The sequence below is a fragment of the Streptomyces yerevanensis genome (genome assembly GCF_000716805.1).
Taxonomy (GTDB): Bacteria; Actinomycetota; Actinomycetes; order Streptomycetales; family Streptomycetaceae; genus Streptomyces; species Streptomyces flaveus.
Genome location: NZ_JNWJ01000025.1, coordinates 131,922 through 145,204, shown reverse-complemented (window position 1 = coordinate 145,204; position 13,283 = coordinate 131,922). Strand labels below are relative to the sequence as shown.

Sequence of the window (13,283 nt, the reverse complement as noted above, 5' to 3'; positions counted from 1 at the left end):
CTGACTTCTTGCCAACCAGGGCTGAACTTGGCTGAGCCTTCGAGCCCAGTCCAGGCAATTCCAGCCCGTCCGGCGTTTGAGGACGAGGCCGTTCAGGCCGACCGGGGGTCTGAGGGCGGGGCCCAGGGGCGGAGCCCTCAGTTTCGGGAAGGGGCGGGGTGGGGGAAGAATCCCGTCCCCCACCGGACGGCACGCTCACTCGCCCTCCCGCATAGGCACCCGCACGCCCCGCTCGTCCGCCACCGACGCCGCGATGTCGTACCCGGCGTCCACATGCCGGATGACACCCATCCCCGGGTCATTCGTCAGCACCCGGCGGATCTTCTCGCCGGCCAGCGCCGTGCCGTCGGCCACGGACACCTGCCCCGCATGGATGGACCGCCCCATCCCCACCCCACCCCCGTGGTGAAGGGAGACCCAGGACGCCCCCGACGCGATGTTCACCATGGCGTTCAGCAGCGGCCAGTCGGCGATCGCGTCGGAGCCGTCGAGCATGGCTTCGGTCTCGCGGTACGGGGAGGCCACGGAGCCGCTGTCCAGGTGGTCGCGGCCGATGACGAGCGGGGCCTGCAACTCACCGCTCGCGACCATGTCGTTGAAGCGCTCGCCCGCCCGGTCCCGTTCGCCGTAGCCGAGCCAGCAGATACGCGCCGGAAGCCCCTGGAAGTGCACCCGCTCACCGGCCATCTTGATCCAGCGGTGGAGGGATTCGTTCTCGGGGAAGAGGTCGAGGATCGCCTTGTCCGTCTTGGCGATGTCCGAGGCCTCACCGGACAGCGCGGCCCACCGGAAGGGTCCCTTGCCCTCGCAGAACAGCGGCCGGATGTATGCGGGAACGAAACCGGGAAAGGCGAACGCCCGCTCGTAACCGGCGAGTTTGGCCTCGCCACGGATGGAGTTGCCGTAGTCGAAGACCTCGGCACCGGCATCCATGAAGCCGACCATGGCCTCCACATGCCGAGCCATGGACTCCCGCGCACGCGTGGTGAACCCTGCCGGATCCTTCGCCGCGTAGGAGGCCATGTCGTCGAAGTCCACGCCGAGCGGCAGGTAGGCCAGCGGATCGTGGGCCGAGGTCTGGTCGGTCACGATGTCGACGGGGGCGCCCTCGGCGAGCATGCGCGGCAGCAGTTCGGCGGCGTTGCCGAGCAGCCCGATCGACAGGGGGCGGCGGGCGTCGCGCGCCTCCACAGCCAGTTGGAGAGCGTGCTCCAGGGAGTCGGCCCGTACGTCCAGGTACCGGTGCTCGATACGGCGCTCGATCGCACGCGGGTCGCAGTCGATACAGATCACGACCCCGTCGTTCATCGTCACGGCGAGCGGCTGGGCGCCGCCCATGCCACCGAGCCCGGCGGTGAGCGTGATCGTCCCGGCGAGCGAACCCCCGAACCGCTTCGCGGCCACCGCGGCGAACGTCTCGTACGTGCCCTGCAGGATGCCCTGCGTACCGATGTAGATCCACGAACCGGCCGTCATCTGGCCGTACATGGTGAGTCCGAGCTGCTCCAGGCGCCGGAACTCCTCCCAGTTCGCCCAGTCGCCCACCAGGTTCGAGTTGGCGATGAGCACGCGCGGCGCCCACTCATGGGTCTGCATGACACCGACGGGGCGGCCGGACTGGACGAGCATCGTCTCGTCCTGCTTCAGGGTGCGCAGCGTACGGACCATGGCGTCGAAGGAGCGCCAGTCGCGGGCGGCCTTGCCGGTGCCGCCGTAGACGACGAGCTTGTCGGGGTGCTCGGCGACCTCGGGGTCGAGGTTGTTCTGCAGCATCCGCAGGGCGGCTTCCTGCTGCCATCCCAGGGCGCTCAGTTCCGTACCGCGGGGCGCTCGTACCGGGCGTGGTCCTGACATGGGCTGCCTCCTGGCGGGCTGGTGGTGCTCCGGCGTTGCAGTCGGTCTCGGCAATCGGTCTCGGCAATCGGTCTCTGCAATCCGTCACCGCGATCGGTCGTCGCAGTCGCTCATTGCAGTCGCTCATTGCGGAGGTATTCACATCCTGACTTCCTGAATAGAACTAGTCAATACGCACCCGGCTTCGGCGCCGGCACGAGGCGGGTGTTTGGCTGGACACATGGCGGCATACACCGGGGACACGGACACATCGGGCGAGACGCCGGAAGCGGCGTCGAACGGGGGCGCGCGGCGGGACGAGGCCGTCCGCACGGCAGTGGAACAGGGGCTCGTGGACCCCGACACCCCCATCATCGGACTCCTCGACATCACGGGCATCCGCAGCTCGGCGGCGGCACTCCGCACGGCCTTCGAGGCGGTGGTCGCACCGGGCACGCCGGTGCTGCACGCGTTCGCGGTGAAGGCGACCCCCCTCGTGCCGGTACTGCGACTGCTGCACGAGGAGGGCATCGGCGCGGAAGTGGCGAGCGCCGGCGAACTGGCTCTGGCCCGCGCTGCCGGGGTGCCCCCGTCCCGTACGGTCCTCGACTCCCCGGCCAAGACACCGGCTGAGCTGCGGGAGGCGCTGGCGCTCGGCATCGCGGTCAACGCGGACAATCCGCAGGAACTGGCCCGCATCGACGGCCTGGTCCAGTCGGCGACGACCCGGTCGCCCCTCGGACTGCGGGTGAATCCGCAGGTCGGCGGAGGTTCGATCGAGGCGCTGTCCACGGCGACGGCGACCTCGAAGTTCGGTGTGGCGCTGCGGGACGAGGGGGCGCGCGAGTGGGTCGTACGGGCGTATCTGGACCGGCCGTGGCTGACCCGGCTGCACGCGCACTCCGGTTCACAGGGGATACCGCTGGAGCTGATGGCCCGCGGGGTGGCCGAGGCCTACGCGCTCGCCGAGGAGATCAACGAGCGTGCCGGGCGGCAGCAGATCGATACGCTCGACATCGGCGGCGGGTTGCCGGTGAACTACGCGTCGGACACCCAGAGCCCGACCTACGCTGAGTACGCGCGACTGCTGGACCGGACCGTGCCGGGGCTGTTCGGCGGGCGGTACGGACTGGTCACGGAGTTCGGGCGGTCGCTGCTCGCCAAGCACGGGGTGGTGCTGGCGCGCGTCGAGTACGCGAAGACGGCCGGCGGGCGCGCGATCGCGGTGACGCACGCGGGCGTGCAGGTGGCGGCCCGCACGGTGTACGCGCCGGCGTCGTGGCCGCTGCGGGTGGGTGCGTACGACGCGAAGGGGCGCCCCAAGAGCGGGCCCGCGGTCGTGCAGAACGTGGCGGGTCCCGCGTGCTTCGCGGGTGATCTGCTGGCCGAGGGGCGTGCGCTACCGCTGCTCGAACAGGGCGACTACGCGGCGGCGTTGGACACGGGGGCGTACTACTTCGCGCACCACTACGCGTACAACTCGCTGCCGCGGCCGGGGATCTACGGGTTCGGGCCGGACGGGGAAGGCGGGGTGCGGTTCGCGACCGTACGGACGCCGCAGACGCTGGAGGAGATCGTGGCGGAGTCGGGCGGGCGTCATGCGGGGCGTCTGTCGGAGCTGTGACGGCCGGCACGGCGCTCGCGCGCACACGCACCCCGGCGCGCAGGAGTGCACCGTGCTTCAACTCGGCGGTGTGCGGGCGTCGGATTGACGCGGTGGCACTGTCGACCGGCCCCGGCGCCCGGAGCCATCGGCCCACGTCAGGTCACCGATGACCGCCGGGGCGCCAACATGCCCCGGTAGATGGTCAGTTGACCCACCTTAGTCAGTCGGCGCATGTTCCGCTGGAAAATGCCAGAACTCTCACCTCTAGCGCACACGGTGCGTAGCTTCGTGGTCACTCAGCCGTACCCGAGGCGGGAGGGGAGCCCAGGTGCCCGGAATCGACGAGTGTCTGCTGGAAGCCATGAGGCTGCCCGGTGCCCTGGGCGCCGCGGTGGTCGACTGGACCAGCGGCCTGGCGCTGGGCACGGTCGGGGACGCCCCGGGCGGTGACCACGAGACGACCGCGGCGGAGGCGGCGGAGCTGGCGCGGCTCGCGGCGGAGCACCGGGCGTTCGCGCCGGAGGCGGGCCCTGACCAGTCAGGCCAGGACCCGCCTGTCGAGGACCTGATCGTCAGCAACGTCGACACGTACCACGTCCTGCGGTTCGTGGCGACGAGCTTCGACAGCAGCGTCTTTCTGCACCTGTGGCTCGCCCGCTCCGACGGCAACCTCGCGCTGGCTCGCATTCGGCTCGGCGAGATGGCCGGACGGCTGGTGCTGGGATGACCGTGGTCAGCACACCTGCGCCCCGCCTGCCCCTACGGCGCCGATCAGTGGGTCCCGGTGTCTCCCCGATGCTGCGCCGGCTCGCCGCGGAGCGCGCCACCGGCGTACTGCTGCGTGAGCGCGGCTCGCTTCATCTCGCCGACGGCCAGGTCACGTACGCCGAGAGCCCCGAGAGCCCGGGCCTCGACGTGCTGCTCGCCACCGGCGGCGTACTGGACGCCGAGGTCTGGCGGGAGGCGGTCGCGCGGGCGGGGACGGATGGGAGGGTCGGACGGTTCCTGGTCGACAGCGGCCGGGTCACCGAGGGTGCGCTGGAACTGTGCCATGCGGCGGCGCTGTTCGACGCGGCGTACTTCGTTCTCGGGCCCTCCGGCGCCCCGGCGCGCTTTCGGTACGGGGCCGCACACTGGCTCGGGCCGGTGCGTCCCGTGCCGGTGGCCGCGCTGGAGCGCGAGACCCTGCGCCGCCGCGAGCTGCTGCACCGCATCTGGCCCGACCCGGCGACGGACACCGCCCCGCTGATACGGGCCGACCGGGCCGCCGAGCCACCTGTCCCGGCCCGCCAGCAGGCGGTACTCGACCAGGTGAACGGGGTCCGCACGGCCGCGGACATCTCGTTCGCCCTGGGCCGCCCCGCGTTCCACACCCTGGTCGAGCTGCGCAGGCTGGCCACGGCGGGCATCGTGACGACGGCTTCCCAGCCACCCCGGCCATCCCGACCTTCCCGACCACCCCAGGCGGACCCGGCACCCGAGCAGCCGCCTCCCGCCCTCGACCCCGCGTCAGCCCTGCTCACCCAGTCCTCGGCCGACCCCGACGTCGCTCTGCTGCGCCGCGTGAGAGACGCCCTGGAGGCCCTGTGATCCGCGCGCTGCGACAGCGTGCCGAGAGGAGACTGCTCATGGCGGCGGAGGCCGAAGTCCTCGACGAACTCCACCGGTTACGAGCCCGTGTGCCCCAGCTGACCGGCGCGCTCGCGGCCAGCGTCGACGGCCTGGTCATCGCCCAGGACACGCCCGGCGTGGAACCGGAGGGCCTGGCCGCACTGACCGCCGCCGCGCTGGGCGTCGCCGTGCGGCTGACAGACGCCACCGGGCAGGGCGACCTCCGCGAACTGCTCGTACGCGGCACGAACGGCTACGTGGCGACGTACTCGGCCGGCTCCTCGGCCGTACTGACGCTGCTGGCGCAGGACCGGGTCAACGTCGGACGCCTGCACCTGGAGGGGCGCCGCGCCGGGACCCGCATCGGCGAGCTGGTCGACGCCGCGACGGCCCGGGCGACACCGCCTCCGCGTACCGCCGTGGGCAAAGTCCAGTCCCGGGCCACCTCCACGACCACGGACAAGTCCGCGCTTCCGACGCGCCCCGCAAAGCCCACGCGAGCCAGGACCGCACGGACCACACAGGCCGCAAGGACGGCACAGACCGCACAGACCGCACAGACCAACGGGCGGACCACCAACCGAACGACCACCAACACCACTACCACCAACGAGAGTTGAGAGGACGTCACACCATGGCCAACACCGAAACCACGCTGAAGGAAGCCCTCGCCTCCATCGAGGGCGCGACAGGAGCCGCGCTCGTCGACTACACCAGCGGCATGGCGCTGGGCACGTTGGGCGGCAGCAAGAGCTTCGACCTCAACGTCGCCGCCGCCGGCAACACCGACGTCGTACGGGCCAAGCTCCGCACCATGGAACACCTCGGCCTGAAGGGCGAGATCGAGGACATCCTGATCACCCTCTCCGACCAGTACCACCTGATCCGCCTGCTCACCGGCCGCGGCGGCAACGGCCTCTTCCTCTACCTGGTCCTCGACTCCAAGCGCGCCAACCTGGCGATGGCGCGCCATCAGTTGAAGAAGATCGAGGCGGACCTGGAGGTCTGACGGAACCTCAGATGAACCTCTGAGAATCGAACCCGCACGCATCCCGGACACACGACCGGGCAGAACTCCCCCGGACGGATCACCGACCGGGGGAGGTTCTCTTGTCCACCGCGAAATCCACTGCCGACGCGCAGTCGCCCGCCGAGGAACCGGGCCTCAAGCGCGCCATCGGCCCCAAGCTGCTGGTCCTCTTCGTGATCGGCGACATTCTCGGAACCGGCATCTACGCCACGACCGGCGCCGTCGCGGGGAAGGTCGGCGGCGCGTTGTGGCTGCCGTTCGTCATCGGCTTCGTCGTGGCGATCCTGACGGCGGCGTCGTACGTCGAACTCGTCGGCAAGTACCCGAAGGCGGCCGGAGCCGCCCTCTACACACAGAAGGCCTTCAAGGTCCCGTTCCTCACCTTCATCGTCGCCTTCATGGTGATGGCCTCGGGCCTGTCGTCCGCGAGCGCGGCGGCCCGCGCCTTCAGCGGCGACTATCTCTCCGAGCTGACGGGAGACGCACTCCCGCCGACACTCATCGCGATCTGCTTCATCCTGCTCCTCGCCGGCCTGAACCTGCGGGGCGTTTCGGAATCGGTGAAGACGAACGTCGTCCTGACCCTGGTCGAGCTGACGGGCCTGGCGATCATCCTCGCGATCGGCGCGTACGCCGTGCTGACGGGTGACGGAGAGCCGTCCCGGCTGGGCGAGTTCGAGGCGAGCGGCACCGGATACGCCCTGATCACCAGCGTGTTGGGGGCCACGGCGCTTGGCTTCTTCGCGTTCGTCGGCTTCGAGGACTCGGTCAACATGGCGGAGGAGACCAAGGATCCCGTACGGACCTTCCCGAGGGCGATCTTCATCGGGGTGGCGGTGACGGGCACGATCTACGTCCTCGTAGCACTCGTATCGTCACTCCTGGTCGACTACAAGGTGCTGGAGGGATCCAGCGGCCCGCTCCTGGAGGTCGTGAAGGCGGGCGGCGTCGACTTCCCGCACAAGCTCTTCGCGCTCATCGCGCTGTTCGCCGTCACCAACTCCGCGCTGATCAACATCATGATGGCCTCGCGTCTGTGCTACGGCATGGCCAACGAACGCATCCTGCCCCGCGGCATGGGCCGCGTCCTGCGCCGCCGCCGCACCCCCGTGGTCGGCATCGTCTTCGTCACCGTGCTCGCGATCGGCCTGGTCTCCACGGGCGAGATCGAGGGCCTGGGCGACACGACGGCGTTCCTCCTGCTGTGCGTCTTCGCCGTGGTCAACATCGCGGTCCTGGTCCTGCGCCGCGACCCCGTGGACCACGCCCACTTCCGCACCCCGACGTTCCTTCCGGTCCTGGGCGCGATCACCGCCCTGATCCTGGCCAGCCCCCTGGCCGACCGACCGGCGGACGTCTACATCCGCGCGGCGGTACTGCTCGCGATCGGCGTGGCCCTGTGGGCGGTGAACAAGGTGGTGCTCCGGGTACGGGGCGAGGAGTAAGAGGGCTGGGGGCGACCACCCAGCGGCAGCCGCCCCACTACACCAGCACGCCACCCCGACGCCGCGCCCCACCGGGCGCGGCGTCGCCCGCCGCGATACCCGTGGCCCGGTAGGCCTTCACACGCTTGTCCGCCGGGGCACCCGCCCCACGGCTGAGCCAGTCGACGCGCACCCACAACAATTCCTCGGAGCCGCGCTCGAGGTGGCCCAGCCACGCGGCCTTCAGCCGAAGCCCGACCCCCACCCCCGCGAGCAGCATGCCCCCGGCCGCGGGCACCGCGAACGCGCTGCCCAGCGCGGCCAGGAAGGCGAGGAGCAACCACCAGCGATGCCCCCGGCGCCAGTTGCGCGCGGTCACGGCACGGTCCTGGAGGACATCGTGCTTGCCCGCACGGGCGGCACCCTCGGCCAGGGCGACGTACCGCTTCCTGCGCAGCAGCGCCACCACGGCCGCCGTGACGAGGAACAGTGCCGCCCCCGCGATCACGCCGATCCGGCGCCCGGTCACACCCGGCACCAGCACACCGATGCCCGCCGCGAACACGCCCAGCCACCACAGCGGCACGGCACCGGCCCGCACGACGACGGCCACCCGAGCCAGTCCCTGACCTCCGCGCGTCACCTTCCCGCCTCCTCGTCCTCGTCCGAAGGCCCGAAGCCTCTTCGGCAATCTCTCCGGAAGTCTCTTCGGCCGCGCAGGTTAGCGACCGAAGGTGAGACGAGTCTTAACAAGCCGACTACTCGACGAACAAGCCCTCTACTCCACGAACAAGCCCCGCGCAGCCGCCCGTCCGTCGAATTCCTCCAGCCGCGCCTGCGCGTCCGGAAGGTCGTCGCACATGGCCTCCAGCAGCACCCGCCCGAGCAGCATGGGCGCACAGGCCGTGTCGAAGGCAAGCCCCGTACCGACCGCGGCGGGCAGCAGCAGGTCCGACGCCTTCGCCACCGGCGCGAACGCCGAGTCCGCGACGGTCACCACGGTCAGCCCGGCCTCCTTCGCGTACGCCAGGGTGTCCACGACCTCGCGCGGATGGCGCGGCAGCGCGAAGCACAGCAGAGCCGTGGCCCCGGCCCGCACCGCCGAGTCGATCCGGTCGTGGACCATCGTGCCGCCCTCGTGCAGCAGCCGTACGTCCGGATGGACCTTGGCCGCGAAGTACGAGAAGCCGTACGCCTGGGAGGCCGCCGCCCGTAGCCCGAGCACCGGCAGCGGACGCGACGCCGCGAGCAGCCGCCCCGCCCGCTCCACCGGCCGCGGATCGGCCAGTACGGAGGCCAGATGCCGCAGGTTCTCGATCTCGGCCTCGACGGCCTGCTGGTACTCGTTGTAGGAAGCGGTGTCCGCGACCGGCTCCGTGGGCGCGACCTCCCGCAGGTGCTTGCGCAGCGCCGGGTAGCCGTCGAAGCCGAGCGCGACGGCGAAGCGGGTGACGGAGGGCTGGCTGACGCCGGCGAGTTCGGCGAGTTCGACGCTCGACAGGAACGGCACGTCGGCGGCCCGCCGCACCATGCTGTGCGCGATACGCCGCTGCGTCGGGGTCAGCCGGTGTCCCTCGAAGAGCGCCTGCAGCCGCGCGGCAGAACTGTCCGTCACCTTCGCGCTCCTGTCCACGCCCGCCTCTCGGTCCATGCCCGTATCCCTGTCCACGCTCATGCCGTGCTCCCCCTCCAGATGTCCGTGAACCGGTCGAGCAGTACGGCCGCCGCCGTCACATCGTCCGTGAGCGGCCGGTCGGTCTGGTCCGCGTCGAGCACCGACTCGGCGAGTTCCAGCGCCCGGCCCACGGGCAGCTCCGGGTCCGGCCGCAGCTCGCGCTGCCGCAGGGCCCGTACGGCGGCGACGAGTTCGCAGCCGACGACCAGACGGTACGCATCGCAGGTGCGCAACGTCTGACGTGCGGCGAGCGAGGCGAAGCTCGCCTGCTCCTCGACGCCTCGGGAGAGTACAGCGTGGCCGAGCGAGGCGGGCGCGGAGAAGGCGCGCAGATCGCCGAGGGCGGCCCCGGCGGCGTACTCCAGGATCATCACGCCGGAGGACGCGGCCTCGTGGTCGGCGAGGAAGGGGCGCAGGCGGGTGTAGGCGGGCTCGTTCAGCGTCGAAAGGCGGGATGTCGACAGACGCGCGACCTGGGTGAGGGAGAGCCTGAAGTGGTCGAGGGCCAGGGCGAGCCCAGCCTGGTAGAAGCCGCCGTGGTGGTAGGCGGCCATGTCCTCGGCGCAGATCAGCGGGTTCTCGGCGGCGGCGTTGATCTCGACCGTCAGCACCTCTTCGAGGGCGTCGGCGGCGTCGAGCGCGGGGCCGTGGATCTGGGGCAGGCAGCGGAATCCGTACGGGTCCTGGAGGCGCCCGAGCGGCGGTGTCGGGCGGTCGGCGGCGCCGGTCAACTCCCGCATTCGGCGCGCCACTTCGGCCGTCGCGGGATGCCGGCGCGCGGCGTGCACGGGCGCCGCGTACGCCTCGTGCGAGCCGTCCACCGCGAGCAGGGACAGCGCGGCGACGACCTGCGTGGCCCCGATCAGCCCGCGCAGCTCGTGCAGGGCGAGCGCGGACTGGCCGAGGGTGAGGGCGTTGCTGCTGATCAGGGCGAGCGCGTCGTTGTTGTCGAGGGGCTGCGCCTCGGGAGCACCCACCCCCGGCCCGCGCGCTCCCGGCGCATGCACTCCCGGCCCGCCCGCTCCCGGCGTACGCCACCCGGGCTCCGCCTCCCGCCAGGGGTGCTCCCCGGCGAGCGCAAGCCCCACCTGGGCGAGGGCCGCGATGTCCCCGGTGCCCACCGAGCCGAACTCGTTCACGACCGGATACGCCCCGGTCTCCAGCGCCTCGCACAGCGCCGTGACGACGGTGGGCCGCAGGCCCGCGCCGCCCGCGAGCAACTGGTTCGCACGTACGGCCAGCATCGCCCGCACCTGCCGCGCGGGCAGCTCCGCGCCGATCGACCCGGCGTGGCTGCGCAGCAGCCGCAGACCGTGGCCGGCGGCCGCCTCGGTCGGCACGTCCTCGTTCCGGTTGGCGCCGACGCCGGTGGAGCGGCCGTACACGCGCCCGGTCGCGGCGATCCGCCGCGCCGCGTCCCAGGACTCCTCGACGCGCTTCATCGCCTCGGTGCCGGGGACGGGCCGGGCGGCTCCGTCGGCGAGGCGCACGATGTCCGCGACGCCGGTGCCGTACCCGTCGAGGACGACCAGACCGGGCGTAAGGGCACCGGAGTCCGAGTCTGCGGCCCCCGGCACATCCACGATCCGAGACGACATCACGCACGAACTCCCCTCAAACTCAGACATCCGATCTTGCCTGGCGGTCATCCGTAACCGGCGTTTTACGTCGGAGTGTTGACAACCTATTCAGACACCAAGAACTCTGCATGACGATATGCATGCCGGGCAAGGGACACCACATGATCCAGTTCGATGCGGTCCACAAGCGCTTCCCGAACGGCACCACGGCGGTGCACGACCTCTCCTTGGAGATGCCCGAAGGCGGCGTGACCGTCCTCGTGGGATCTTCCGGCTGCGGTAAGACGACGACTCTGCGCATGGTCAACCGGATGGTCGACCCGACCTCCGGCACCATCCGCGTCGGCGGCCGTGACGTGCTGGAACAGGACGCCGCGGAACTCCGCCGCTCCATCGGTTACGTCATCCAGCAGTCGGGCCTCTTCCCGCACCGCACGGTGCTCGACAACATCGCGACGGTGCCGCTGCTCCTCGGCTGGGGCCGCAGGAAGGCTCGGGCGCGGGCTGCGGAGCTCCTGGAGACGGTCGGCCTGACGGCCGAGGCCGGCAAGCGCTACCCGCACCAGCTCTCCGGCGGCCAGCAGCAGCGCGTCGGCGTCGCCCGTGCGCTCGCCGCCGACCCGCCCGTACTCCTCATGGACGAGCCGTTCGGCGCGGTCGACCCCGTCGTCCGCACCCAGCTCCAGGACGAACTGATCCGGCTCCAGAAGGAGTTGAGCAAGACGATCGTCTTCGTCACGCACGACGTCGACGAGGCGGTACGGCTCGGCGACCGCATCGCGATCTTCCGCACCGGCGGCCACCTCGTCCAGTGCGCGGCACCAGCGGAACTGCTGGCCCGCCCGGCGGACGACTTCGTCGCGGACTTCCTGGGCGCCGAGCGGGGGCTGAAGCTGCTGTCGCTGACGACGCTCGCGGACGTGCCTCGGGGCCCGGCTCCCGAGGGCGGTACCTGGGAACTCGTTCTGGACGAGGCACGCAGGCCCCAGGCCTGGCGCACCGAGGACGCGGAGATCCCCGTACGACCGCTGCGGGACACCGACTCCCTGCTCGCCGCGCTCAACGAGTCCATCGCCTCCCCGACCGGTTTCGTGGCGCGTGTCGACGCGGACGGCGCCCTCACCGGCGTCACCTCCCGCGCCGAGATCCACGAGCACGCGGGCGAGGCGCACAGCACCCACAGCACAGCGGGCGCCGCCATATGACCATCGACTGGTCGTGGATAGGCGACCACACCGACGACCTCACCACCCTCACCCTCTCCCACCTCCAGGCCGCCCTCTCCGCCGTCTTCTTCGGGCTGCTGATCTCCCTCCCGCTGGCCGTGGTCGCCCACCGGATCCGCCCCCTGCGCGGCCTCCTCCTCGGCCTCTCCAACGTCCTGTTCACGATCCCGTCGATCGCGGTCTTCGTACTCCTGCTGCCGGTGAGCGGGCTCACCCGCACCACCACGGTCATCGGCCTGACGATCTACACCCTCGTCGTCCTGCTCAGGAACACGGTCGAGGGCCTCGACTCGGTACCGGCGAAGACCAAAGAGGCCGCGAAGGCCATGGGCACCCGCCCCTTCCGCACCCTCCTCACCGTCGAACTCCCCCTGGCGCTCCCGGTGATCATGGCGGGCGTCCGCATCGCGACGGTCATGTCGATCTCGCTCGTCTCCGTGGCGACCTACATCGGCGACGGCGGCCTCGGCCAGCTCTTCACCGACGGCTTCCAGCGCAACTACCCCACACCGGTGATCGTCGGCGTCGCCCTCACCCTGCTGCTGGCACTGGTCGCGGACGCGCTCCTGGTCGCCCTCCAGTACGTACTCACGCCATGGACCCACCGGAAGCAAAGGGCGGCCTGAGCCCATGTACGAACTCTTCAAGAACCTCGGCGCATGGCTGGTCAGCGGCGAGCAGTGGTCCGGCTCCGACGGCATCGGCCACCGCCTCGCCGAACACCTCCAGTACTCGCTCCTCGCCACCCTCGTGGCCGCCGCGATCGCCCTCCCCCTGGGCCTGCTCATCGGGCACACCGGACGCGGCGCGTTCCTCGCGATCAACCTCGCGTCCTTCGGCCGCGCGCTCCCGACCGTCGGCCTGGTCGTACTGGTCTTCCTCGCCAGCGGACTGTCGATGTGGCCGGTGTACGTCGCGCTGGTCGCCCTCGCCGTCCCGGCGATCGTGACGAACACGTACGCGGGCATGACCGCCGTCGACCCGGACGTGAAGGACGCCGCGCGCGGCCAGGGCATGCGCTGGCACCAGGTCCTCTTCCAGGTCGAGCTGCCCCTGGCGCTCCCCCTGATCATGACCGGCCTGCGCCTCGCACTCATCCAGGTGGTGGCGACGGCCACCATCGCCGCGTACGTGTCTTTCGGCGGCCTGGGCCGGTACGTGTTCGACGGGCTCGCCCAGCGCGACCTCGTGCAGGTGCTGGGCGGCGCGGTGCTGGTAGCCGTGGTCGCCGTCGCCCTGGACCTCGCCCTCTCCGCCCTCCAGCGCGCCCTCTTCCGCCACCGCCCGGCTTAGGAGCC

13 protein-coding genes are annotated in these 13,283 nt (G+C 71.2%); 9 read left to right on the top strand and 4 right to left on the bottom strand.

All coding sequences use genetic code 11. The annotated features are described in order from the left end of the window. Window positions 1–195: 195 nt before the first annotated feature. Entirely contained in the window at window positions 196–1,854 is a 1,659-nt protein-coding gene (gene hutU / locus OP79_RS25515; protein WP_033323208.1) for a urocanate hydratase, read from the bottom strand. 220 nt (window positions 1,855–2,074) lie between these two features. Between hutU and OP79_RS25510 the strand changes: the two genes are divergently transcribed. The 6 genes from OP79_RS25510 (at window position 2,075) to OP79_RS25485 (ending at window position 7,525) form a co-directional block, all read left to right on the top strand. Then, a complete protein-coding gene (locus OP79_RS25510) occupies window positions 2,075–3,457 on the top strand; it encodes a type III PLP-dependent enzyme domain-containing protein (RefSeq protein ID WP_033323206.1) in 1,383 nt (460 codons plus the stop codon). 310 nt (window positions 3,458–3,767) lie between these two features. Continuing rightward, the gene (locus tag OP79_RS25505) at window positions 3,768–4,166 is read left to right on the top strand and encodes a hypothetical protein (protein WP_033323204.1); all 399 of its coding nucleotides are present in this window, start codon (window positions 3,768–3,770) and stop codon (window positions 4,164–4,166) included. After that, window positions 4,163–5,029 carry a hypothetical protein gene (locus tag OP79_RS25500; RefSeq protein ID WP_033323202.1) on the top strand — a complete coding sequence of 289 codons (867 nt, stop codon included), beginning with the start codon at window positions 4,163–4,165 and terminating at the stop codon, window positions 5,027–5,029. Before OP79_RS25505 ends, OP79_RS25500 begins: the two co-directional genes overlap by 4 nt. Window positions 5,030–5,067: 38 nt before the next feature. Further along, window positions 5,068–5,670 carry a roadblock/LC7 domain-containing protein gene (locus OP79_RS25495; RefSeq protein ID WP_033323200.1) on the top strand — a complete coding sequence of 201 codons (603 nt, stop codon included), beginning with the start codon at window positions 5,068–5,070 and terminating at the stop codon, window positions 5,668–5,670. 14 nt (window positions 5,671–5,684) lie between these two features. Then, window positions 5,685–6,059 (top strand): roadblock/LC7 domain-containing protein, encoded by a 375-nt coding sequence (locus tag OP79_RS25490; protein ID WP_033323198.1) that lies wholly within the window; start codon window positions 5,685–5,687, stop codon window positions 6,057–6,059. Between the two features lie 101 nt (window positions 6,060–6,160). Beyond that, on the top strand, window positions 6,161–7,525 hold the full coding sequence (locus tag OP79_RS25485; RefSeq protein ID WP_033323196.1) for an APC family permease: 1,365 nt from the start codon (window positions 6,161–6,163) through the stop codon (window positions 7,523–7,525). Window positions 7,526–7,562: 37 nt separating this feature from the next. Here OP79_RS25485 and OP79_RS25480 read toward each other — a convergent pair whose 3' ends face one another. The 3 genes from OP79_RS25480 to OP79_RS25470 form a co-directional block, all read right to left on the bottom strand. Continuing rightward, complete coding sequence (locus OP79_RS25480) at window positions 7,563–8,147, bottom strand: hypothetical protein (protein WP_033323194.1); 585 nt, start codon at window positions 8,145–8,147, stop codon at window positions 7,563–7,565. A gap of 135 nt (window positions 8,148–8,282) precedes the next feature. After that, a complete protein-coding gene (locus OP79_RS25475; protein ID WP_033323192.1) occupies window positions 8,283–9,155 on the bottom strand; it encodes a MurR/RpiR family transcriptional regulator in 873 nt (290 codons plus the stop codon). Between the two features lie 20 nt (window positions 9,156–9,175). Beyond that, window positions 9,176–10,777: an aromatic amino acid ammonia-lyase gene (locus OP79_RS25470; RefSeq protein WP_051744910.1), complete on the bottom strand. Its 1,602-nt coding sequence runs from the start codon at window positions 10,775–10,777 to the stop codon at window positions 9,176–9,178. A 143-nt stretch (window positions 10,778–10,920) separates the two neighbouring features. Between OP79_RS25470 and OP79_RS25465 the strand changes: the two genes are divergently transcribed. From OP79_RS25465 to OP79_RS25455, 3 genes are read left to right on the top strand one after another with little or no spacing between them, the layout of a single operon-like run. Beyond that, on the top strand, window positions 10,921–11,964 hold the full coding sequence (locus OP79_RS25465) for an ABC transporter ATP-binding protein (protein ID WP_033323291.1): 1,044 nt from the start codon (window positions 10,921–10,923) through the stop codon (window positions 11,962–11,964). Then, window positions 11,961–12,611: an ABC transporter permease gene (locus OP79_RS25460; protein WP_033323191.1), complete on the top strand. Its 651-nt coding sequence runs from the start codon at window positions 11,961–11,963 to the stop codon at window positions 12,609–12,611. The genes OP79_RS25465 and OP79_RS25460 overlap by 4 nt, the downstream gene beginning before the upstream one ends. 4 nt (window positions 12,612–12,615) lie before the next feature. Beyond that, window positions 12,616–13,278, top strand: a complete 663-nt coding sequence (locus OP79_RS25455) for an ABC transporter permease (RefSeq protein ID WP_033323189.1) — start codon at window positions 12,616–12,618, stop codon at window positions 13,276–13,278. Window positions 13,279–13,283: the final 5 nt, after the last annotated feature.